Origin of the sequence: Bacillus sp. SJ-10 (assembly GCF_002843505.1) — a bacterium.
Lineage (GTDB): Bacteria > Bacillota > Bacilli > Bacillales > Bacillaceae > Bacillus > Bacillus velezensis.
This window is the reverse complement of the sequence record NZ_CP025258.1, coordinates 2,572,038-2,594,051: the sequence shown is the minus strand read 5'-3', so window position 1 is coordinate 2,594,051 and position 22,014 is coordinate 2,572,038. Positions and strand designations below refer to the sequence as shown.

Sequence of the window (22,014 nt, the reverse complement as noted above, 5' to 3'; positions counted from 1 at the left end):
TTATACAATTCAAGTGTGAAATTACAACAAAAGAAGACTAGGAGAAGTCAAAATAATTCCGTTTCAAGATCCGTTCTGTCTCCATCAGCTCTTGATATGTGAGTGTTTCCGGTAATTTTTTTGCATTGACTAAAAAGAGCTGATTTTCGATTTCTGCTATGACCGCTTCCTCCTGATAAGTCATACCGCAGGAGGAACAGGCGAATGCAGGTGTTTCTGTAATTTCTATGGCCCTCGTACCGTCAGGAAGCTCCCAGTACACAGCCGCCTGACAAGCTGACGCCTTCTGATTGCCGCACCACTCGCATGGCTTCACGGCGATTCACCTCCGACTTCCGATCCTGCTTTTTGCTCTTTCTTTTGCTGTGCAATAAATTTCTTTTCTTTCAATTCATCTCTCTTTTCCCTGCGGTCTTTCAGCGTTTCATGATCAGGGTTTGATGTAAACGTTTTCCTCCTGTCGATCCTCGATACATTTTCCGGTGTGAACGAAACCTCTTTGTCCGCGAAAATGGCGCTCAGTCCGACCGGCTCTTGTTTAGCCATCGTTCCCGGAAAAACAGATTCAAAATAGTCGTCGGCTTGATTCGGGATATAGTTTTCCGGCTCGGGATAAGATGTAATCACCCCTTCGAAGTTTCTGATCACAACTTTCTCCGGACTTTGGGAGAGCAAGTAGTTCGGCTGCAGGGCGATTTTACCGCCTCCGCCCGGGGCGTCGACGACAAAGGTCGGCACGGCAAAGCCCGTTGTGTGGCCCCTCAGTCCTTCAATGATTTCCAGCCCTTTCGACACAGGCGCTCTGAAATGGCCGATTCCCTCTGACAAATCACATTGATAAATATAATACGGACGCACGCGGATTTTCACTAAATCATGCATGAGTTTTTTCATAATCGGCACCGAATCGTTAATGCCTGCTAAAATAACGGCCTGGTTACCGACCGGAACACCTGCGTTAACGAGCTTTTCACACGCCGCAACCGATTCTTCCGTCAGTTCGATGCTCGTATTAAAATGAGTGTTCAGCCAGACCGGATGATATTTTTTCAAAATCTGACAAAGGTTATCTGTTATCCGCTGCGGAAATACGACGGGTGCTCTCGTTCCGATCCGGATAATTTCAAGGTGGGGAATGTCACGCAGGTTTTTCAAAATATATTCCAGAATCTGATCGTTGATTAAAAGCCCGTCTCCGCCGGAAATCAGGCAGTCACGGATTTCCGGCGTTTCCCGGATGTAAGCGATTGCCGCATCAAGCTGTTTTTTCGGCACCCCCATTCCGATCTGTCCGGAAAAACGCCTTCTGGTGCAGTATCGGCAATACATCGAGCATTGATTTGTCACCAGAAAAAGAACGCGGTCGGGATAGCGGTGCGTAAGACCGGGAACCGGTGAATCTTCATCTTCAAACAGCGGATCTTCAAGGTCATATTTCGTTTTGTGCATTTCTTCTGACAGCGGCACGGACTGCATGCGGATCGGACATCTCGGGTTATCGGGATCCATTAAAGAAGCATAATAAGGCGTAATGTTCAGGGGAATAGTTTTTACAGATATCCTGACGCCTTCTTCTTCCTCTTCGGTCAAATGAATGACTTTTTTCAGGTCATCGACGGTTCTTACAGTATGGGTGAGCTGCCACAGCCAATCATTCCACTTTTCTTCCGGCACATCTTTCCACAATTCAATCTCCTTCCAATGACGCTTTGGCTGAAACCATTTGTTTGTCAAACGAATTCCTCCTTATGAATGGCCAAACGTAAAGTCTTGCACCATATATTCATATTTTCGAGCCCTTCTGAAATGCGGCAGTTGTTCACAAGCCTGCCTCTGTAGCCGTATCCCGCATGGTACAAAACGGCATTCATCCCGTAAGACGCTGCACGGGCCAAGGAAAAAAGATGAATGATTCCCCGGCCAGCGAGTTCCTGCTCCAACGCTTTAAACAAGTGTGCTGTTACGGAGTTCCCCCTGTAATCTGACAGAACCGCGCAATCGGTCATTTCAGCGTGCCCCAATACCGGATTGATATCTGCGCTTGCCGCCCCAATGAGACGATCCTGATCAAATGCGGCATAATAGATGGTGTTTTCTCTCATTGTTTTTTTAATATAAAGGGGATTAAAGACAGGAGTCGGATAGGTAAGAAAAACATGTTTATATAAGTGCGATAAGCGGTCTGCATCATCTTCGTCCGCTTTTCTGAACATCAGCGCGCTTTCAGTCTGAGTCAGTCCCCGCTGCGGTGTCTCATATAAACGGTCAACAGTCGAATCTTCTGATACATATGAATCTGACCGTCTCCGTTCCTCTGATAAATAGCGCACCATCACAACAGCCTCATGCCCGTTGTAATACCCGTCTATGACACCCTCAACAATAAAAAGATGCTTGACAAATTCCGGCTCATCGCCGCGCTTAGCAAAGAAAATTACCTTTTGGGCTCCTTCTTGCTTTGCTTCTGCCAAAACGGCCGGAATAAGCGCCGTAATCTGCCCGTCATAACGAATGACTCTGAGCCGCTCATTGAAACGGTCTGCATCAATCTCAGCCGCCCCCTTTTCAGCCCTCAGTTCCTTTATCAGCTCCGTCACCCCCATCTGCCACCCCGCACCATTCCATCATAAAAAGAGAAATGATTTTGACGGCATCGATTAACGCCCGGATTTCAATGTATTCATTCGCCTGATGCGCCGCCTTGACTTCTCCCGGACCGAAGACGATGACCGGCGTCTGTCCCGCGTGCTGCAAAAGCCCTCCGTCCGTTCCCCACGGGGACGCTTCACGAACCGGTTTTGCCCCTTTCATTTTCTCAAAAGAAGATTCCAGAGCGGAAATCAGCGGATGCTCATCCGGGAGATCATTCGGAAGCCACTGAGCCCCAAACCATTCTATTTCCGCCGGGTGGTGTTTAAACCATTCATCCCGGTACTCCAAATCTTTCAGCCAGCTTGCCAGTTCTTCTTTTACTGCTTCCGGCGTTTCATCCGGCGCTATTCCGCACCTGCCTTCTATCACCACACGGTCAGCTACCGATGATGGCCACGTTCCCCCTTGGACGGTGCCGATATTAATGGGAACCGGAATCGGAACGTCCCGATAAAGCGGGTCTGTGATACGGGCGTTGCGGACGTGTTCAAGCTCTTTAAGGGCTGTGATGACATGCAGGCTTTTTTCAATGGCACTCACCCCTTCATAGCGGGTGCCGCCGTGTGCGGACAATCCTCTTACCGTAATGCGGAACCACATAGACCCTTGCTGCTTAACAAACAGCTTTAAATTAGTCGGTTCGGGAATAAGCGCCCCGTCAGCCTTGTAGCCCCTCATAACAGCCGACAGCGTTCCCGCACCGCCGCACTCTTCATCTACGACACTTTGAAACAGGATATCTCCTTTTAACGTAATCCCGCAGGCTTCAAGCGCTTCTAACGCAAACAAGAGGGCTGTATTGCCGCCTTTCATATCCGTTGAACCGCGGCCGTAAACTTTGCCGTCCTTTTCAACAGCGGTAAACGGTTCATACGTCCATGCGGCGGGATTTCCTTCCGGGACAACATCAATATGTCCGTTCAGTATCAGTGATCTTCCGCCCCCGGCCCCTTTCTTTACGGCTGTGATATTCGGGCTTTCATGGAAATCTTCGCGTTCTGATACAAAATAAGGATGCTCTTTCAAATGTTTGACACTCGGCTCCCATACATCAATATCCATGTCAAACTGTCTCAGTTTTTCTAAAACGACTGCCTGTGCGTTAAATTCATGGCCGAACGTGCTTTTTTCCCCGATCAGCCGTTTCAGCAAGCTTACCGCTTTTGCTGTGTTTTCTTCCGCCCACTCAGTGACTTTCTTTTCTAATTGATCCATGGACAGACCCCCTTTTAAGAAAACATTCTCCCAATCTGATTTCGGCATCCGTTGTTTGAATGACATCGTCTATGGTCGTGCCATTCAGCAGTTCCTCAAGAACAAAAGCCCCATCATCTATGCTGATGACGGCTTTCTCTGTAATGATGAGATCTGCACAGCCCGCTGCTGTAAGCGGCAATGAACAGCTTTCGACCAGCTTCGGCCGGCCTTTCTGATCGGTGTGGCTCATGACGACAACCACTTTTTTCGCGCCTTGGGCAAGCTCCATCGCCCCGCCCATTCCGGGCACTTTTTTCCCCGGCACGAGCCAATTGGCGAGATCACCTGTCCTGCTGACTTGGAGCGCGCCTAAAATGGTAATATCTATCAGCCCTTTTCTGATCATGGCAAAAGACAGAGCTGAATCAAAATAGGAAGCACCCTTAACTGTACTGACAGGAAATCCGGCCGCATTGCATAAAAGCTCATCCTCCTCTCCGCGCTCCGGACTTCCGCCGATCCCCAGGACGCCGTTTTCCGCCTGCAGCATTACCTCCATGCCGTCCGGCAGAAAATTCGGCACTAAAGAAGGAATGCCGATCCCCAAGTTGACGATCATTCCTGAGGTAACTTCACTGGCGGCCCGCCTCGCGATACTCTCTCTTTCCTCTATTCCCAAGCCCATCTCCACTTCACTCCTTCACTTTGCACGACACCCTCCACGAAAACACCCGGCGTTACAATATGCTCGCTGTCAAGTTCGCCGGCAGGCACAATCTCTGCCGCCTCAGCAAATGTTCTTTCGGCCGCCGCAGCCATCAGAGGGTTCATGTTGCGCGCCGTTTTGTCAAACGTCAGATTCCCAAATTCATCAGCAGTATGTGCCGACACAAAAGCAAAATCAGCCGTCAGCGCTTTTTCAACTAAATAGGACTTTCCATCAATCGTTACGGTTTCTTTGTTTTCACAAACGGTTGCGTTATCAATGCCGATATCAGTTAAAATACCGCCTAGCCCCGCTCCGCCTGCGCGAATCCGTTCAGCAAGCGTCCCTTGCGGCGAAAATTCCACCTCAAGCGCTCCGTCAGTCATTTGCCTGCCCGCGACAGGATTTGAGCCGATATGGGAAGCGATCAGCCTTTTTACCCGTTTATGAACGATAAGCGGGCCGATGCCGATTTCCGGAAATCCGGCATCATTGCAGATGACGGTCAGCTCTTTAACGCCGCTTTCCAAAATCGCTTCGATTAATGACGGAGGTGAACCCACTCCCCCAAAACCGCCGAACATAATGACAGATTCGTCCTTGACATCGGCAATTGCTTCATGAATATCGATTTTTTTATGAAAAATAGACATATCAGCTCAATCCTTCTTCATCATTTTTTCAACTTCTTCTGCGGCCTGGGAAAATAGATCTGACAGCTCATCCAGCTCAGCATATGAAATCGTGAACGGCGGGGCGATGATGACGGCGTCTCCTTCTCCGCTGTCAATACCGGGCTTTGCAGGGTAAATAAGCAGGCCCCGTTTTTTTGCCGCTTTAATGATTTTTTCGGTGAAGGCCTGTTTTTTCGAAAAAACGTCCTTCGTCGTTTTATTCTTAACGAATTCAACCCCGATCAGGAGGCCTTTACCGCGGACATCCCCAATCACCCCGCTGCGCTCTTTGATTTCTTCTAATTTCCGCTTCAGCATTTCGCCTTTTTCCTCTGACTGCCGAAGCAGCTCGTGTTTCTTAACATAGCGAAGCACTTCAAGCGCCGCTCTTGCACAGTATGGGTTGGCACTGTACGTATGTCCGCTCATAATGACCCCGGAGCCCCGCTTGATCGTTTCAATGATGTCATCAGACGCAACAGCTGCCGCTATCGGAGCGTAACCGGCGCCTAACCCTTTTCCGAGCACCGCGATATCAGGTGCGATCCCCCAATGCTCAGAAGCAAGCATCCGCCCTGTTCTCCCGAGCCCCGTCATGACTTCATCCGCGATAAACAAAATACCGTGCCGGCGGCAGACATCCTCAAGCGCTTCATAATAACCTGCCGGCGGAGTGATGGCCGCCCCCGCTGCTCCGACAATCGGTTCTGCGACAAATCCCGCGATAAATGAGGAACCGACCCGCTGAACAGCCGTTTCCAGTTCAGCTGCCGCAGCCTTCACAAATTCCTCTCCCTGCAGCTCAGAACGATACATATTAGGTGCTGAAACGGCCGGAAACCGTTCAAGCAGTTGGGTGAAGCGGTATCTCCGTTCGTAGAATCCCGATAATGAAAGCGCTCCCAAAGTAATACCGTGGTAACTGCCCCATCTTGATAGAAAGACGGATTTTTGGTATTGCCCTTTTTCCTGCCAATATTGAACGGCTATTTTCATCGCTGTTTCGACTGCCTCTGAGCCGCTGTTTACAAAAAATGACCAATTCAGCCCGCCCGGCAGATGATCGGCCAGAAATAAAGCCAGTTCTTCTGCCGGAGTACTGGTGAATTGCGAGCGATACACAAACGAAACGGAGTCAAGCTGCTCTTTTAAAGCTTGTATAATATCCTCCGTGCCGTGGCCGATATTGCAAGTGACCGCCCCCGATGCTCCGTCAAGATACTTGTTCCCCTCCTGATCATACACATATGATCCCTTTCCATGACTGACTGACGGATAATTCCCGTCAAGCTCCGGTTTGATTAAATAGCTACCCATATCTTTCCACCTCGAAAACCCATTTGCTTCATTGTATGAACAGATGAATAACCGCATTCTTATCCTTCAGAAAGTTTTTTGCAGAAAATACCTTTCTGTAAAACAGGCTGCCGGAGATGTCCCGACAGCCTGAAGAGCGTTCTGGAAATTCTATTCCTATTGTTGATTTTATTCTTTGCTCAGCTCATCATCACATCATTTTTGATCTGAATCAGTATAAGCAGAAGGCGGAAAATTCCCGTCTTCTTTACTGTATGGGAATCAATATTTCACACAAATGATGATTCACCTTTTGTAAAGTATACCTTTCGATAATAGGCTGTTCTCTGATTGATAAATTATTTTTTTCGATCTCAGAAAAAACAGTGTTCCAAAATCCACTGACTGCCTCTTTTGTATGATCAAGCAAGAAAACAGCGTACTTCCCTCCGGAAAATGTACCGATCCGGGCTGGTTCAGGCACATGGTCTTGATTGATAACAAGACAAACATCATAGCGGCATTTCTCTTTAGGAGTACGATTCGGATGATCTTGCGGAATTCCTAAAATGACAGAATGATCAAGCAGACCATTCAATTGCGCCCAGTTTTTAAATGACTCCATCAGTTCTTTGTTTTGCTTTCCGCCATACTTTCCGACGTTTCGGAAATAAGCAATTCTTGATTCAGGTAATTCTTCAATCGTTATGTCCACATTTTCGCCCCCTTCTCCAGAAAGGTAATATGTATTAAAATGTTTTTCAAGCTGATTTTTCAGCATGGAAATAACAAAAAGCCTGCAGAAAGTGATGTTCTCTGCAGGCTGATTTTCATTATAGGATTTTTTTCAGTCTAACAAATAAAAGCCGCACCGACGATGATTAATAAAATAAACAATACCACAATCAGCACAAAAGTGCTGGTTCCGCCTCCGCAGCCGCCGTGCCCGTAACCATAGCCAAAACTGCCGCAGCCGTAGCCATATCCGTATCCGTACATACGCAAATCATCCTTTCTTCTTACGATATACGGCATTGTATGCGGGCCAACTCCCAATTGGTTTATGCGAATGCCCAACTATGTAAGAAAATAATGAAAAATTGTATGCACGCGCCGAAATCTTTTGAAGCCGAGTTTTTCATAAAAGCGGTTTACACCGTCCATCCCGGACGTCACAAGGTATACGGTTTCCATGCCGTTCAGCTTTGCCGCCGCCATCAGCTCATTCATCAATATCGATCCGTAGCCTTTTCGTTGGAATTGATCCAGAATTGCGACTTCTTCTATTTTTGCGGTTTTATCTGCTTTGTTGATGAAAAGCTCTCCGCAGCCGATCGGAATCGTTTGCGAGGCGTCGCTGTAGCACACGACAAGCATAACCGTTCCGTCCTTATACAAAGGATATTTCCGCTCAAGCTTTTGTTCGGCCGCCGCCTCGCCAATGTAAAGGGCATCATAGATGTTCATAATAGACGACCCGTCGGCGAGGCTTTTTTCCGTCCCCCAAGCAGTGAGCGGGTGTCCGGCCTGCAGGTCCCCATTTTCCAGTTTCCTTGCAAAAAACAGCTCATCTTCCACTACGCAGCCCTGTTTTACCAGAGTTTGTTTCAGAAGAAGCGGAAACGTGTGCTCCGGAGCCGCTTTCACATGAATATAATTGGCTTGAAGCATGCCCGGAACGGACGAAAAAAACGGCAGGAGTTTGTCTAACGGAAATGTATGGTGCAGCTGAATAAAGTTATGCGAAAAAATCTGCGGCAAAAAAGGGTCCGTATATACACTGAAATGCTCGAACCTCTGAATGCCGGAAGTAAGCTCTATATACTGCTTCTCGGTTTTATTAAATTGATCGGTCATAAAAGCTCTCCTTTTCCTTACACATCCAACTGCATCTCTCAACCTTTTGTTATATTGAGATTTCTCATAATTTCATCGTACACCGGATAGAACGGCATTCCAATTGGTAATTGTTTAATTTGCTGAAAGGAAATGGGTATCGCCTTCTGATTCGCAAAAAAGCGTTTCGCTACGTCATGACTGATCGGATGGAGAACCCCTCTCAAATAAACATAAAATTCCCGTTCAATGCGAAACAGCATTCTCCCGGGCAGATGTTGAATACAGCCCGATGCCCCCCGGCTGATCGGCGGACCGTCCGGAAGCGCTTGTATTTCGTCCCGTTCTAAAGCCGGGATGTCATGCCGTTTAAATCGGTAAAAGCGAAATGCGCTATGATCAACCAGCCTTTTCTCCCCGTCTTCTATAAAATAAACATGAAACTGATCCCTGACGAGCTGAAAATTCGGAATACTGACGGAGTTCTCTTCCTCATATTGAAATAAAAACGGATCCGGAATGACGACGGTTCGCCCTTCATATAACGTATGCCAGCGCTCGTTTACAGGCTTCCTTTTATTTCGGTCAAGCTGATATACTTTCTGATCCGTCCCCTTTACAAAGGACCCGTCGATCAGGACAGACGGAAGCGATTGATACGTGTTCTGAAATGAGTGGGGTGTTTTATAGGTCGTATCCAACACTTCTTTTATCGGCAGAAATGATGTAAATGTGTTGAGCCTGCTCCAAAAAACAGAGTCTCCGTGATTCCAATGCATAACATCTTCGTCCCAAAAGCTGCCAAACTTCTCTTTCACACGCTCAAGCAATGATCTCCGGTGCATCACCGAACAGTGATCAACGAGAAAAGCGGCCTGATCAAGCACCTCTTCAGCAAAACGATAGAAGTGGAATTGTTCTGTTCCGCGCCCGTTTACATGTATCACCTTCTGGCTGGAATAGACGGCATCAAACCCGCTGCATTGATTAAGCGCTTCCGCCATGCGGCTGAGCCTATCCGGATGAAATACGGTGTCGTCTGTCAAATAAGTGATGTATTCGCCTTTAGCCCGTGAAAGCGCATCATTAATCAAAACGGCATACCGGGTCGACTTCAGCCGTTCGGCAGGATTGATAAAACTGTTGTCATAATATATGCGAGGATCTTTTATATACGTACTGATGGCAGCCGAAGTTTCTTCATTTGAATGATCATCCATCACAAACAGCTCCCAATTGCTGTAGGTCTGATGCAAAACACTTTCAATCGCCTGTTTCACAAGATCCGGTTTGTTGTAACTCGTTAAGATAATTGAGATCTTCTTTTCCATCCCATCACCCCTTCTGTAAAACGTAAAAAACGGCTCCGAAAGAGACAGAGCCTGATATCCGTTATTAAAAAGCACCCCAGCTGACGATGCTTGAAATCGCGACGTTTGATCTCGTATTATTGAGCGGATTTTGAAAAACGGCCAAATCTGACAGCACTTCTTTGACAATTACGTTTTGCAGTGTGCTGCCGTTAATCAGATTGACGCGTGATACAGGAACCCCAAGCTCTTTTGCCATTACAAGCTGACGCCGCAAATCTGAATGATCTCCGGACGGCTGACGGGATAACAAAAGAAGAAGAAGCAGTACGAGCTGAAATTCCTCCTCAAAACCCCCGTGTTTTACAGTTTCTTCTGAATCCAAAGTATTCCTCTCCTTCATTTTTTAATCTATACAACGTATGTCATACTCTTACAATCCGCATAGGCAAACAAAGCCTGATTCGAAAATTCAGCTGTTTGATTAAATATTGAAAAAAACACAAGCAAAACGGCATTCGACTTATACCAATCTCTTCAATCAGGAATATGAATAAACGTGAGGTTGAAATTGTTAAAGGAGGTGTATGTTCGCATGAGCGAGGATCGTTTGGAGCTTAAAAAGGAGTTATTGAAAACTCTTTTAGCCCCTGTATTTGACAACAGCGCTTTATCTGGCGGCACAGATGGAGGAGATAATGTGGAAAACAAAGTAAAAGATTTATTGGAATCGGCAATTGATGCAAAAGTAGATGAAGCAGCGGCGAAAGACAGTCTCAGCGCACAATCTGTATTGGGAAGCGGTATTTCATTAGCGGCGAGATGGATTTTTGCAAGAATTCAGCCCGGCACTGTCATCAGCATTGTGATGGATTCAGGAGACATGATCGGCCCGGTTCAATTTGTTGCCTTTGACGAAATTCACGGAATCGTTTTTGTTACGCAGGAAAATTCCGTTACACCGGCAGGCTCTGCTACAACATTGCTTGACGTCGACAAAGTTGAAAGTGTCACGTTCACTTCGTAACAGCATATGAACGTTTTATATATCCGTTCAGGATATAAAGGCATATACACGTATTTTGACCGCTGGATCGAGGAAGGCTTTTTACAGTCTTCCGTCCGCTTTTTTTCTGTTTCTGAGTTTGAGGAGGATACCATCCGCAGTATACGGGCATTCAAACCAGACATCAGTCTGATGATGACGGGAGACCGTATTCCGTCTGAATGGCTTCAATGGCTGAAGACAGAACAGATTCCCGTTTATCTATGGATGACGGAGGATCCTTTTTATTTCGATGTGAGCATGACAATCGCCCCTTTCGCCGATGCCGTTTTGACGATAGAACAAAACGCGCTTGATGCTTACCGGCAAATGGGCTTACAGCACGTATATTATGTCCCGATCCCCGTTAATCAGCGGTTTTTTAAGAAACAACCTGCTGAAGCCTCTCTTCACACAAATCTGCTTCTGATCGGATACCCTTACCCGAACCGCGTTGAACTGGTGAAAGCAGCGGCGAAGCTTCCGTATACGCTTCGTATTATCGGGAAGGGATGGCGCAGACATCTGCCTAAAAAAATCGCCAGGCAGCAAAATGTGCTCGTAATGGATGAATGGATTGAACCCGAACATGCCGCATTATATTACAACAGCGCAGACGTGGTCTTAAACCCTCACCGTTCTTATCGGTTTGCGCTCAATCAGAACGGACGCGGCATCGAAAATATCAGTTTAAATACGAGGAGCTTAGACATTGCGGCTTGTCAGGCCTTTCAGCTGACAGACCTTTCTTCCGCGCCCCCGTTTTCATCCTTTGTTTCTTACAGCGGGCTTGCGGATTTTGCGGATAAGATCCATTTTTATATGACAAACCCGGGTGAACGTAAACAAATCGCGGCGCTTAATTACCAAGAGACAGTACCGGCGTACACGTATGACCGGCTGCCGGCTGTGCTTGCGGCTATCCGTTCCAGGACTTTCTCATGAAACGCTCTTCACATCAAAAAAAGCAGCTTTGATAAGCTGCTTTTTTCATGTTTATTTTCCGCTTCTGTCAGTCAGTTTTCTCGGGTCAACCTGTTTATTGACCTGCGGGTGAAAGCCGATTTTATCGGCGATTCTTTCCCAAGGCACCATTTTAAAATTTTGATTCACTTTTTGGCCGTGATCTATATTTTCTCCATCCTGTGCGACAAAAAGGCCGAACGGATATTCAGGCCCCAGCCCGAAACCCAGAACGTCAATTCCGTCTGTATCGCTTGTGCCGTCTGTTTCAGGCCCGTCTGTTATCTGAAAGTCCGCAACATATTTGTTCTGTCCCTGTCTTTCATAAATCGCGTAGCTGCTGTTACCCTGGCTTGATGCAAGCAGATAACCTTTCCCGTCAGCAGCGTAGTAAATCGTCAGTCCTTCAATATCAGGGGTTAAATGCCTGCCGTCGGCACGATCGATAACCGTTCCGTTACTGCCGCCGTCCGGCTCAGCGCTGAACTTCCAGATGGCCTCATCTTCTTCTGCGATATAAAGACTGCCGTATTCATCGTCTGCTGCCATCCCTTCTGTCTGAGAATTCATTTTAAACGCCCTTACCTTTTTGCCGGATATGTATCCATTTTTATCCGCATTTAATTCGTATTGTTCAAATTCGCCTTCTTTCCCTGTCACCATCGCGTAATATTTTCCTGTTTTTTGACTGTGGTACAAGCTGAAACCGTATACTTCATCAATTGCTGATGCAATCGGGCGGTCTGGATCTGTAATGCTTTGTAATGTGCCGTTTTTCCCGTCAATGGCGTAAATCTCAATGGTATTCTTTCCTTCAGACCGATTGGATGCCGCCGCAATATCGACTTTTTTTCCGTTCAACGGAAAATCATAGCGGATATCAACATTGTTCAGCTTCCCGGTATGATAGGAATGAAGCGTCTTTCCCTCTAGGCTGTACACGACTAAGCCTGATTTTTTATTGGTTGTGATCAATTTGCTGTTCTGAGGATTCTTGGGGTCCAGCCAAATCGCAGGATCATCAGCTGCATCACCGGCTGTATCAACCGGCTCCGTTTCCGCCGCCGCATTCACGGTAAAGTGATAAGGATCAGACAGCTTATGCTTGGCCTGGGAAGAAACCGCACCGCATGTGAGCATCAATCCGGCTGCCGCGGTTAACAAAAGTGTTTTTGAATGATTCATTTTCCTTCCTCCTTTTAATGAACGTTCACTTTAATTGTAAAATACATACAGGAAGTTCAGTGTTAAGTTTTTGTGAAGATTGTCCGCATGTGAGAATTTACGGAGAGAAAAAATTGACGTGAGCAAATATTTAAAATGAATATTTAGTACAATGTTTTATTTGTGATTTCTATTCTATTAATCGGATAAAGCGATATGAAAGCGCATCAGATTAATGTTTTTCTCTAATTTTTGATTTATTGGTTTCTTTCATTAACTCGCTGAAATTGTTCAACATATGATGCATGGTAGAGAAACGAGAGTTGGAGGATAAGCCATGCCTAAACAGCAAGCAGTAGAGCTACAACCGTTTTTTCACGATAAAACTGTTCTCGTCACAGGCGGGACAGGATCAATCGGAAGCCAAATAGTAAAACGCCTTTTGCTCTTAACCCCTAAAGAAGTCATTGTGTTCAGCAAAGATGACAGTAAACAATATGTAATGAAACAAAAATACGCGGATGAACAAAGACTGTCGTTTGTGCTCGGCGATGTTCGTGACTACAGAAGAGTCAACCAAGTGATGAAAGGTGTTGATATTGTCTTTCACACAGCTGCGCTGAAGCAGGTTCCGACATGTGAGGATAATCCCTTTGAAGCCATTCAAACCAACCTTATCGGCGGACAAAATGTCGCAGAAGCCGCTTTGCTGCAGGAAGTGACGCATGTGATTAATATCAGTACCGATAAAGCCGTTTCCCCGGTAAACACAATGGGAGCTACGAAATTGTTGTCCGAGAAGCTGTTTCATCAGGCAAATCATCATGTTCAAAACCGCGGTACGGTGTTTTGTTCGGTCCGCTTCGGCAATGTGCTCGGTTCACGCGGTTCCGTTATTCCTATTTTATTTGAGCAGTTGATGGCAGGCGGCCCGCTCACCATTACGGATAAAAACATGACGAGGTTTTTTATGTCGATTGATGACGCTGCAACGCTCACCCTGCAATCTGCGGCGATCACAAAGGGCGGAGAAACGTTTATTTTTAAAATGGAGTCCCTGAGGCTCGAAGAACTGCTTCACGGGTTTGAAGAATATGCGTTCCGGCACGGATTGCCGCGCCCCGCAGCTGTTGAAGTGGGAAAACGCCCCGGTGAGAAGCTTCATGAAGAACTGACCTCTCCTCATGAGACGGAATCTTTATATGAATGGGGCAATCTTTACGCAATATTGCCGGAACCCGCCAAACATCCGGAATTTCGGAAGGTCAATCTCCCCAGATATCAATCCGATCAGGCGCCGCTCATCACAAAAGACACAATCGTAAAGATTATTGAACGATTACATGAAGAAAAAAAAACATAGAAAAAAGGCCTGTCTGATAGGCAGGCCTCATTGCTGAGCTCTATTTTTCAAATAAATGCAGACAGGCTTCATAGCCCTCTTCCTTCAGCTTGTCTTTCGGAATAAACCGGAGTGCCGCAGAGTTAATGCAATAACGGAGACCGCTTGGCCCCGGACCGTCATTAAATACGTGGCCTAAGTGGGAATCAGCTGTTTTGCTTCTCACTTCCGTCCGGATCATCCCGTGGCTTGTGTCCAGTTTTTCGTCAACCTCTTCTTCCTCAATCGGTTTTGTAAAACTGGGCCAGCCGCAATGAGAATCGAATTTATCCAGAGAAGTAAACAAGGGCTTTCCCGATACGATATCAACATACAGCCCCTCTTCTTTGTGATCCCAGAATTCATTTTGAAACGGCGGCTCCGTTCCGTTATTTTGTGTGACTTCATATTGCATGCGGTTTAATGATTTGATTTTTTCTTCTTTATTAAAAGCCATCTATCTGTCCCTCCAATGCTCATCCAGAAAGCCTTGACGTCCGGAACCTACACGGTAGCGCCCGTAATGATCAGGATTTTTCTTATAAAAGTGCTGATGATAGCCTTCCGCTTCATAAAAAGGCTCAGCCTTTAAAATGTCTGTCACGATCGGCTTTTTAAATATGCCGCTTTCTTCAAGCTGTTTTTTTGAGGCTTCAGCGATTTGTTTTTGTTCATCGTTATGGTAATATATCGCCGCCCGATATGAACTTCCGCGGTCTGCAAACTGGCCGCCTGCATCAGTCGGGTCGATCTGCTGCCAAAACAGCTCGACAAGCTTTTCATACGGATAAATGTCAGGTTGGAATGTGATTTGAACGGCTTCTCTGTGTCCGGTCGTTTCACTGCACACTTCTTCGTAAGTCGGATTCTCAGTATGGCCTCCTGTATAGCCGGACACCACCTTTTCAATTCCGGGCTGTTCGTCAAACGGCTTCACCATGCACCAAAAACAGCCGCCTGCAAATGTGGCGATTTCTTTTTTTTCTGACATACGGGTGCCCTCCTTTGTTCATACGTGGTATTATTATATTATAGCATGTATAAACAGAATAAAAATAATTCTGCTTTCAGGGGAAGCTAAACGAATGCCACGCTGACTACATATTGGAGGTTCATGATTTGAAAGTAAGGACACAAATGATGTATGATATGGAAGCTTTGCTTCGAAAAGTGTTTAAACAAATCAGAAATGAAGTTAATGAAATTCTAGATAAAGAGCTGTCCAGGAACGAATTCACCATTTTGCGGATTCTCAGTGAACAAGGGCCTAAAAAAGTAACGGAATTCGCCCCCATTCTTGAGGTCTCCGCAAGCCACATTACCGCAGTGACCGACGCTTTAGTAGAAAAGGAATGGATCACCCGCATCCGTTCTAAAGAGGACAGGCGAATTATCAGAATCCATATTACGGAATCCGGGGAGAAAATTGTCGATCATTTCAACCAGAAAAAAACAGAATACTTTTTTAAACGGTTTGACTGCTACTCTGATGAAGAGCTTGCAACGTTAATCAAACTGTTCAGCAAGCTAGACAAAAAACGCTGACACGAAAAAACACAAATCCCTGAAAGGATCTGTGTTTTTTTATGAAAACTTATTGTTTCGGATGATAATAGGAAAATTCAATTTCATCCGTGTCGAGATTGATTTTATTCGCTTTTACATACATGCCGTTGTCTAAAGGCATTTCTGACAGACGGATCTCGATGCTTTTATCCCCAGGATGAACGTGCACAAATGACGGGAGTTCATAAAAGCTGTCCATATAATTCAGCACAAAGCTGATCGGCAGGCTTAATTCGCCTAATGAAAATTTCGTCACTTTCAAAATCACATCTCCGTTCTCCTGTACGGACGGTTCAAAAGTGACGACCGCATTAATGGAGGTTGAGAATGCTTTGATTTTACCTGCCACGTGTACATCGTTATTGATGTCCACTTTGTAGTCAAGCTGATTCGATGCCTTCTCTTTTAAGTAAGCATTCACAAACCTGGCAAGAGATTCTTTGGAGCTTGTGATATGAAAGCCGTACTCACTTTTTGTCTGATCTTGTATTTTCGCCTGCTCTCCCGGCATAACCAATAATGTCACAATTACCGCGGCGGCAATCACATTGAGTGCGAGAAGAACAAAAAACAGCGATTTCCACTTTTTCATCATTTCACCCTATTCTGCTGGTAACCCTTGTTTTTCAATGATGCCGTACAATCGATCGGCGATGAGTGCATACCCTTTTGCGTTCGGATGAAAATCATCATCCTTTGAAATCCGTCTGCTGCCGCTTTTTTGACTGAACAAGTCTTCAACATTCACCGCGGCGGCGTGGGGATCTTTTTCCAGCTCTTTTGCGGCGATCTTGTTCCAATCCGTTACAACCCCATTAATTTCTTTTAATTCAGGCAGCGTAAACGTGAATGGGTTATACATGCTGACATACACCAGCTCTGCGTTTTCATTATATTTGCGGATTTTTGAAACGATCGCCTTGAATCGTTTTTCAAAAGGTTTCTCTTCCTTTTGGAACGGCTGAACCGTCAGCTGCATCATATTCTGGCGGAGCACCTTCATTAAGTCATTGCCGCCGATGGTAAAAAAGATATAGTCGGCGCTCTTTAATGATTTCTGAACTTTTTTATTATCAAGCTTTTCCAGCAGGTCCGACGTTTTGTCCCCCTGCACCGCATAATTTTTAATATCTACCGTTTTCACATGTCCCTTTTTCTTAAGAGACTCCGCTGCCCTGCCGACGTATCCTGAACCGTCAGGATCTCCTACTCCTTCAGTCAATGAATCACCGACCGCAGCTATGACAATATGATCTTTCGTTTTCGGTTCTTCAGCGTCAGAACCGGTGCGCTGGACAGAACAAGCTGATAAAAGCAAAGCCAGTCCGGCGATCAATGAGAACATTCGCAGCTTCAATCTGGTTGCTCCTTCCCCGTCTACTAGTGGAAAGTGTAACATGTTTTTTCAGATTTGAAAATGTCTAATCTGCCAGTTTACTTGAGCTCCTCAGCCGCTTTGACATCTGACAGGATATCATCATACGGAACTTTCTGCACACCGTCATAATCTTTAAGCACCTTGCCGTCAGGTCCGACTAAATAAAAAGAAGTTTGATGTATGACCTGATCCTCTCCCTCCGGCTTTTTGACGATTGCTTTAAAGCTGTTCAGCGCAAAATCTTCAATGTCCTTTTGGCTGTAACCGGTCAGAAAATCCCAGTTGCGAAGCGAAAGCGGATATTTGGAAGCAAATGCTTTCAGCTGTTTCGGCGTATCCTTTTCAGGATCTACACTGAACGACACAATCCGCACGTCCAGATTCTCAGCCTTCAGTTTTTTTTGCAGTTCGGTCATGTGGGCCGTCATCGGCGGACAGACTGTATTACAGTTTGTAAACATAAAATCGGCAATCCAGACATGCCCCTTCAGGCTTTTCAGTGACACTGTTTTTCCGTCTTGGTTCTGAAATGAAAACGGTTCAATCTGATAGTTCAGCGGGTCTTTTATCGTTTTCCCCCCGCAGGCGCACAAGAGCAGCAAACAAAAGACGGCAGCGAAGATTTTCATTTTTTTCATTTCCATTCCCCCCATGGATAAAACGCTTACAGCATTCATCATAAAAAAATTCCCGCACCCTCCCTTATCAAAAGGAAGGCGCTAAGGAATATGCACCGTTATGCGTTATGTTTTAAAATCTCTTGGTTGAAAACGGCCTCGTAATCTTTCCACTTCATACGGCGCTTGACATATTGTCGGAATGAATACACTGTTCTCACACTTTGTGAAGCAAAAACTTCTCTCAAATAAAGCTCGAGGTGCTGATGAATTTGAAAAAAATAATGTTCACCTTCCGTGACAACCGGTATTTCTGTCACTTTTACCTGAATCCCGTCCTGTCGTTTGAACTCTAGGCTTTTGAGTAACAAGATATCAATCCTTCTTTTTCGATTGTTTTCTTTTTATTATATACAATCTAAGAAAGCGTGTCTGTCATTTTGCGCGGCCGTTCTAAAAAAAGTCAGATTAACAGGTGGAACAGATCCTGATCTTTATTCACCTCTACGTAATGAAATCCTTTTTGATTCATCCGGGCAATGAGCGCGCCGTAATCTTCCCGATGCTTAAGCTCAATGCCGACCAATGCGGGGCCGCTGCTTTTGTTATTTTTTTTCGTATATTCAAACCGGGTGATGTCATCATCAGGCCCGAGCACTTCATCAAGGTATTCGCGAAGCGCTCCCGCCCTTTGCGGGAAATTAACGATAAAATAATGCTGCAGCCCCTCATAAATCATGGAGCGTTCCTTCATCTCCTGCATTCTGCCGATGTCGTTATTCCCTCCGCTGACCACGCAGATGACGTTTTTCCCTTTAATCTCTTCCTTGTACAGATCAAGTGCTGACACGGATAATGCACCCGCCGGCTCCGCTACGATGGCGCATTGATTATATAATTCGAGAATCGTGCTGCACACTTTTCCTTCCGGGACAAGCACAACGTCATCGACAACGGTTTCGAGCGTTTGAAAGGTTTCGGCGCCGATTTTTTTTACGGCCGCCCCATCGACAAATTTATCAATTTTCTCAAGTTCAACCACTTGTCCGGCTTTTTTCGATTCAAAATAGGAGGCTGCGCCCTTCGGCTCTACCGCTATGATTTTTGTATCCGGCGAGATGTTTTTCATGTACGTGCCGAGCCCGGACAGGAGTCCTCCTCCCCCTACGCTTGCAAAAAGAAAATGCGGTTCAACGTCAATGTCATTTAAAATTTCGATGGCAGCCGTTCCCTGTCCGGCCATGACATCGGGATCGTCAAACGGATGGATAAACGTGCGGTTTTCTTTTTCACAGCATTCCGCAGAACTCTTATACGCATCATCGAAAGTGTCACCCGTCAATATGATTTCAACAAATTCTTTTCCGAACAGTTCCACTTGGGATACTTTCTGTCTCGGTGTGGTTGACGGCATAAAAATCTTGCCGTGAATGCCGAGGTGTTTGCATGAAAACGCAACCCCCTGCGCATGGTTTCCCGCACTTGCGCATACAATTCCGTTTTCAGTCTGCTCTTTTGAGAGCTGCCTCATTTTATTATAAGCCCCTCTGAGCTTAAATGACCTGACCACCTGCAGGTCTTCTCTTTTCAAATAGATATTGCAGCCATACCTCTCAGAAAGTCTGTCATTCCTCTGCAAAGGCGTATGTATCACAACGTCCTTTACGTTTTGGTGCGCTTTTAAAATGTCTTTTACCTGGATGAGAGAGTCTTCTTTAAGCAACGGTTTCATTTACAGAGTCCTTTCTTATTTAAATCCCTATTTAATATGCCATTATAACATGAATATTCAAACAATAAGATAATTATTTTAATTTCGTAAATAAAAATAAATAAACCGATACAAGAGAAAAAGATATTTTCGATCGCACAAACGTGTTATACTTAAACCAATTATAACCAAAAGGAGCCAATTCATGAGTGTAATTGAACAAACTGATCCTTTTTATCAACTAGCCGGCGAACATCACACCTTTTCAGAAGCGAAACGATTGGCCTCGCAATTTGCCTTATCTGATTTGCCGGTCTTCATAACAGGTGAAGTCGGAACCGGAAAAAAACAAATGGCCAGAGCGATCCACCATAAATCCCGCAGAAACAGCGAACTATTTATTACCGTTCACTGCAGCCAAAGCGAAGAGCGGCTCGAGTATGAACTGTTCGGCGCTGAAGGCGCATTAAACAGGGCCCGCCGCGGAACATTATTCTTATATGAAATCGGAGACATGCCGCTCTCGGTACAGGCCCGCCTTCTTTCCGAGCTGGACGCCGGGCTTTCCGCCCGCATCATTGCAAGCAGCACGGCGGATCTTGGCGATACCGGCGCGGAAAATACGTTCAGCCAAGATTTATTTTACAGGCTTCACGTGTTATGCCTTCCGCTCCCTGCTTTATCTGAACGAAAAAGCGATATACAGCTTCTTCTGCAGCATATGCTGACAGCCACGGGGCAGCATGTTCATATCGATCCGTCCGTTTATCCGCTGTTTGAGCGGCACACCTTTAACGGCAACATCAGAGAACTTCAAAATGCGGCGTACTATATGGCCGCGGCAGCATCCGGCAGCACGATTTATCCCGATGATGTCCCGCAGTATATCAAAAACAGCCAGAAAGCGAAAACAGCTAAGAAAAAAGAAAAACGGCTGACATTGATGGAGAAAGAAGAGTTTTTGTTTATTTTGGAATCAATTAAAGACTTAAATACAAAGGGCGAACCCGCCAGCAGACGGAGCATATCCGAATTAAGCGAAAACAGCACAATGACATTATCGCCCCAGCAGGTCAGAAACAGGCTTGATTACTTAGAAAAGATGAACTATGTGACAAAAGGCCGAGGACGCGCAGGAACAAAAATTACATTAGAAGGGTTGAGCTTTTTGCAGTCACTGCAAAAACAAATCCTTTAAAAAGGAGGACATTTGATTGTTCACAATAAAAGAAGAAATCGCAAATGCCGTCACACACGGAATCGGTGTATTGCTGTCGATTCCGGCGCTTATTTTTCTCATTATCTTCGCGGTGAAATACGGCTCGCCGACAGACATCGTCAGCTTTTCAATCTTCGGCGCTTCAATGCTGCTGCTGTATCTCAGCTCGACTCTTTTGCACAGCATTCAGCACAAAAAAACGAAAGACATTCTTGAGATTGTGGATCATTCCGCGATATACGTATTAATAGCCGGAACATATACGCCATTTTTATTAGGACCACTTAAAGGGGCGCTCGGTCTGACCCTTTTAATTATTGTTTGGTCGCTTGCCATCGGAGGCATCGTGTTTAAAATCTTTTTCGTAAAGCGGTTTATCATTTTTTCAACGCTTGTCTATTTAATGATGGGCTGGCTGATCATCATCGCCATTAAACCGCTGTACGCTTCGCTGTCAGGCCCCGGTTTCGGCCTTCTTCTTTTCGGCGGCTTATTGTATTCAGCCGGCACAATATTTTATATTTGGAGAAAGGTTCCGTATCATCACGCCATTTGGCACAGTTTTGTTTTAGGCGGCAGCGCCTCGATGTTTTTCTGTATTTTGTTTTATTGCGTCAAAGTTCCCTTTATCTGAAATAAAAAAGCACAGCCTCTCGTATAGAGACTGTGCTTTTTTTATGCACGGAGCCGTTTCTGACCGGCCGGATAATAAGCGGGCTTTATATGTAATTCAATGTCAGCCGGTTTCAGCCGTTTCAGTAATCTGCCCCGCAGGAGCCGGTCTGTTCCCGAAGTGCTGACAGGCACAATCGGGAGATCGAAACGAAGAGCCAGTTCCTCCGGATTGATTTTGCCGTCTTCGGACAGAATCAGACTTTGCCCTTTTTGCAGACGGACTTCCGCCTCCTGAAACACGGCATCCTGGCTGTCTCCGTCACAAATGACACCCATCAGCCGCAGCCAATTTCCGAGAAACGGCATCCGGAAAGCTTTCTCGCCAGCGATAAAACCAGCCGGCTCTTCAAGATGTCCCGCAAGCAGCAGAAGATCAGCCGGGCGCAATCTGGGATGCACATACAATACGGGGCCGTCCGGTATCGGCTGATCATGATGAATGCCGATTGCCGATCCCGACACGTCAATGCAGCCTCTCATAAAGGCTTTCGGCCGCTCATACACCAGCCTCATCTGTTTTTGAAAAGAAAGCCGCGGGTCAAGCTCTTTTTGATTGATATATTCCTGAATATTTTTCATGAACATAAATACAACGTACATCACAAGGCAGCCGTAACGAATCAA

27 protein-coding genes are annotated in these 22,014 nt (G+C 45.8%); 6 read left to right on the top strand and 21 right to left on the bottom strand.

Features of this window, described 5'->3' with window-relative positions; all coding sequences use genetic code 11:
* Nucleotides 1-37: 37 nt before the first annotated feature.
* From CXL14_RS13270 to cgeC, 12 genes are all read right to left on the bottom strand, one after another.
* Entirely contained in the window at nt 38-316 is a 279-nt protein-coding gene (locus CXL14_RS13270) for a YokU family protein (RefSeq protein ID WP_012117773.1), read from the bottom strand.
* Nucleotides 313-1,734 (bottom strand): lysine 2,3-aminomutase, encoded by a 1,422-nt coding sequence (gene ablA, locus CXL14_RS13265; RefSeq protein WP_014418139.1) that lies wholly within the window; start codon nt 1,732-1,734, stop codon nt 313-315. Before ablA ends, CXL14_RS13270 begins: the two co-directional genes overlap by 4 nt.
* The gene (gene ablB, locus CXL14_RS13260; RefSeq protein WP_014418140.1) at nt 1,731-2,603 is read right to left on the bottom strand and encodes a putative beta-lysine N-acetyltransferase; all 873 of its coding nucleotides are present in this window, start codon (nt 2,601-2,603) and stop codon (nt 1,731-1,733) included. Before ablB ends, ablA begins: the two co-directional genes overlap by 4 nt.
* Nucleotides 2,566-3,867, bottom strand: a complete 1,302-nt coding sequence (locus CXL14_RS13255; protein WP_014418141.1) for a peptidase — start codon at nt 3,865-3,867, stop codon at nt 2,566-2,568. Before CXL14_RS13255 ends, ablB begins: the two co-directional genes overlap by 38 nt.
* Entirely contained in the window at nt 3,839-4,534 is a 696-nt protein-coding gene (locus CXL14_RS13250; protein ID WP_014418142.1) for a 3-oxoacid CoA-transferase subunit B, read from the bottom strand. The genes CXL14_RS13255 and CXL14_RS13250 overlap by 29 nt, the downstream gene beginning before the upstream one ends.
* The gene (locus CXL14_RS13245) at nt 4,519-5,208 is read right to left on the bottom strand and encodes a CoA transferase subunit A (protein WP_012117777.1); all 690 of its coding nucleotides are present in this window, start codon (nt 5,206-5,208) and stop codon (nt 4,519-4,521) included. The genes CXL14_RS13250 and CXL14_RS13245 overlap by 16 nt, the downstream gene beginning before the upstream one ends.
* A 6-nt stretch (nt 5,209-5,214) precedes the next feature.
* On the bottom strand, nt 5,215-6,546 hold the full coding sequence (locus CXL14_RS13240; protein WP_014418143.1) for an aspartate aminotransferase family protein: 1,332 nt from the start codon (nt 6,544-6,546) through the stop codon (nt 5,215-5,217).
* Between the two features lie 247 nt (nt 6,547-6,793).
* On the bottom strand, nt 6,794-7,240 hold the full coding sequence (locus CXL14_RS13235; RefSeq protein WP_032863669.1) for an AraC family transcriptional regulator: 447 nt from the start codon (nt 7,238-7,240) through the stop codon (nt 6,794-6,796).
* Between the two features lie 137 nt (nt 7,241-7,377).
* The gene (locus CXL14_RS13230) at nt 7,378-7,524 is read right to left on the bottom strand and encodes a YjcZ family sporulation protein (RefSeq protein WP_014418145.1); all 147 of its coding nucleotides are present in this window, start codon (nt 7,522-7,524) and stop codon (nt 7,378-7,380) included.
* 78 nt (nt 7,525-7,602) lie between these two features.
* Nucleotides 7,603-8,382 carry a GNAT family N-acetyltransferase gene (locus tag CXL14_RS13225; protein ID WP_014418146.1) on the bottom strand — a complete coding sequence of 260 codons (780 nt, stop codon included), beginning with the start codon at nt 8,380-8,382 and terminating at the stop codon, nt 7,603-7,605.
* Between the two features lie 38 nt (nt 8,383-8,420).
* A complete protein-coding gene (locus tag CXL14_RS13220; protein WP_014418147.1) occupies nt 8,421-9,692 on the bottom strand; it encodes a glycosyltransferase family 2 protein in 1,272 nt (423 codons plus the stop codon).
* A 64-nt stretch (nt 9,693-9,756) separates the two neighbouring features.
* Complete coding sequence (gene cgeC, locus CXL14_RS13215; RefSeq protein WP_007407929.1) at nt 9,757-10,056, bottom strand: spore maturation protein CgeC; 300 nt, start codon at nt 10,054-10,056, stop codon at nt 9,757-9,759.
* Between the two features lie 210 nt (nt 10,057-10,266).
* Here cgeC and CXL14_RS13210 point away from each other — a divergent pair, with 210 nt between their 5' ends.
* Nucleotides 10,267-10,698, top strand: coding sequence for a hypothetical protein (locus CXL14_RS13210; RefSeq protein ID WP_014418148.1), 432 nt, complete (start codon nt 10,267-10,269; stop codon nt 10,696-10,698).
* A 6-nt stretch (nt 10,699-10,704) separates the two neighbouring features.
* Nucleotides 10,705-11,661 carry a CgeB family protein gene (locus tag CXL14_RS13205; RefSeq protein WP_014418149.1) on the top strand — a complete coding sequence of 319 codons (957 nt, stop codon included), beginning with the start codon at nt 10,705-10,707 and terminating at the stop codon, nt 11,659-11,661.
* A 51-nt stretch (nt 11,662-11,712) separates the two neighbouring features.
* On the opposite strand, the gene phyC is transcribed toward CXL14_RS13205, so the two are convergent.
* Nucleotides 11,713-12,864 carry a 3-phytase gene (phyC, locus tag CXL14_RS13200; RefSeq protein WP_014418150.1) on the bottom strand — a complete coding sequence of 384 codons (1,152 nt, stop codon included), beginning with the start codon at nt 12,862-12,864 and terminating at the stop codon, nt 11,713-11,715.
* A 316-nt stretch (nt 12,865-13,180) separates the two neighbouring features.
* Between phyC and CXL14_RS13195 the strand changes: the two genes are divergently transcribed.
* Complete coding sequence (locus CXL14_RS13195) at nt 13,181-14,206, top strand: SDR family NAD(P)-dependent oxidoreductase (protein WP_014418151.1); 1,026 nt, start codon at nt 13,181-13,183, stop codon at nt 14,204-14,206.
* Between the two features lie 40 nt (nt 14,207-14,246).
* Here CXL14_RS13195 and msrB read toward each other — a convergent pair whose 3' ends face one another.
* On the bottom strand, nt 14,247-14,681 hold the full coding sequence (gene msrB / locus CXL14_RS13190; RefSeq protein WP_007409536.1) for a peptide-methionine (R)-S-oxide reductase MsrB: 435 nt from the start codon (nt 14,679-14,681) through the stop codon (nt 14,247-14,249).
* Nucleotides 14,682-15,215 carry a peptide-methionine (S)-S-oxide reductase MsrA gene (msrA, locus tag CXL14_RS13185; protein WP_003153641.1) on the bottom strand — a complete coding sequence of 178 codons (534 nt, stop codon included), beginning with the start codon at nt 15,213-15,215 and terminating at the stop codon, nt 14,682-14,684.
* Between the two features lie 128 nt (nt 15,216-15,343).
* Here msrA and CXL14_RS13180 point away from each other — a divergent pair, with 128 nt between their 5' ends.
* Nucleotides 15,344-15,769 (top strand): MarR family transcriptional regulator, encoded by a 426-nt coding sequence (locus tag CXL14_RS13180; protein ID WP_025649777.1) that lies wholly within the window; start codon nt 15,344-15,346, stop codon nt 15,767-15,769.
* 49 nt (nt 15,770-15,818) lie between these two features.
* Here the strand turns inward: CXL14_RS13180 and CXL14_RS13175 are convergent, their stop codons facing one another.
* From CXL14_RS13175 to ilvA, 5 genes are all read right to left on the bottom strand, one after another.
* Nucleotides 15,819-16,382, bottom strand: a complete 564-nt coding sequence (locus CXL14_RS13175; RefSeq protein ID WP_014418153.1) for a YpmS family protein — start codon at nt 16,380-16,382, stop codon at nt 15,819-15,821.
* Between the two features lie 9 nt (nt 16,383-16,391).
* Nucleotides 16,392-17,147 carry an SGNH/GDSL hydrolase family protein gene (locus CXL14_RS13170; RefSeq protein ID WP_003153635.1) on the bottom strand — a complete coding sequence of 252 codons (756 nt, stop codon included), beginning with the start codon at nt 17,145-17,147 and terminating at the stop codon, nt 16,392-16,394.
* 77 nt (nt 17,148-17,224) lie between these two features.
* Nucleotides 17,225-17,806: an SCO family protein gene (locus tag CXL14_RS13165; protein ID WP_032863668.1), complete on the bottom strand. Its 582-nt coding sequence runs from the start codon at nt 17,804-17,806 to the stop codon at nt 17,225-17,227.
* A 98-nt stretch (nt 17,807-17,904) separates the two neighbouring features.
* Complete coding sequence (locus tag CXL14_RS13160) at nt 17,905-18,156, bottom strand: DUF2535 family protein (RefSeq protein WP_007409532.1); 252 nt, start codon at nt 18,154-18,156, stop codon at nt 17,905-17,907.
* A gap of 92 nt (nt 18,157-18,248) precedes the next feature.
* Nucleotides 18,249-19,517 carry a threonine ammonia-lyase IlvA gene (ilvA, locus tag CXL14_RS13155; RefSeq protein WP_014418155.1) on the bottom strand — a complete coding sequence of 423 codons (1,269 nt, stop codon included), beginning with the start codon at nt 19,515-19,517 and terminating at the stop codon, nt 18,249-18,251.
* 184 nt (nt 19,518-19,701) lie between these two features.
* On the opposite strand from ilvA, the gene CXL14_RS13150 reads away from it, so the two are divergent.
* Together CXL14_RS13150 and trhA are read left to right on the top strand one after the other, a co-directional pair.
* Nucleotides 19,702-20,694, top strand: a complete 993-nt coding sequence (locus CXL14_RS13150; protein WP_014418156.1) for a sigma-54-dependent transcriptional regulator — start codon at nt 19,702-19,704, stop codon at nt 20,692-20,694.
* Between the two features lie 16 nt (nt 20,695-20,710).
* On the top strand, nt 20,711-21,349 hold the full coding sequence (gene trhA, locus CXL14_RS13145; protein WP_003153625.1) for a PAQR family membrane homeostasis protein TrhA: 639 nt from the start codon (nt 20,711-20,713) through the stop codon (nt 21,347-21,349).
* A 41-nt stretch (nt 21,350-21,390) separates the two neighbouring features.
* On the opposite strand, the gene CXL14_RS13140 is transcribed toward trhA, so the two are convergent.
* Nucleotides 21,391-22,014, bottom strand: coding sequence for a lysophospholipid acyltransferase family protein (locus tag CXL14_RS13140; protein WP_014418157.1), 624 nt, complete (start codon nt 22,012-22,014; stop codon nt 21,391-21,393).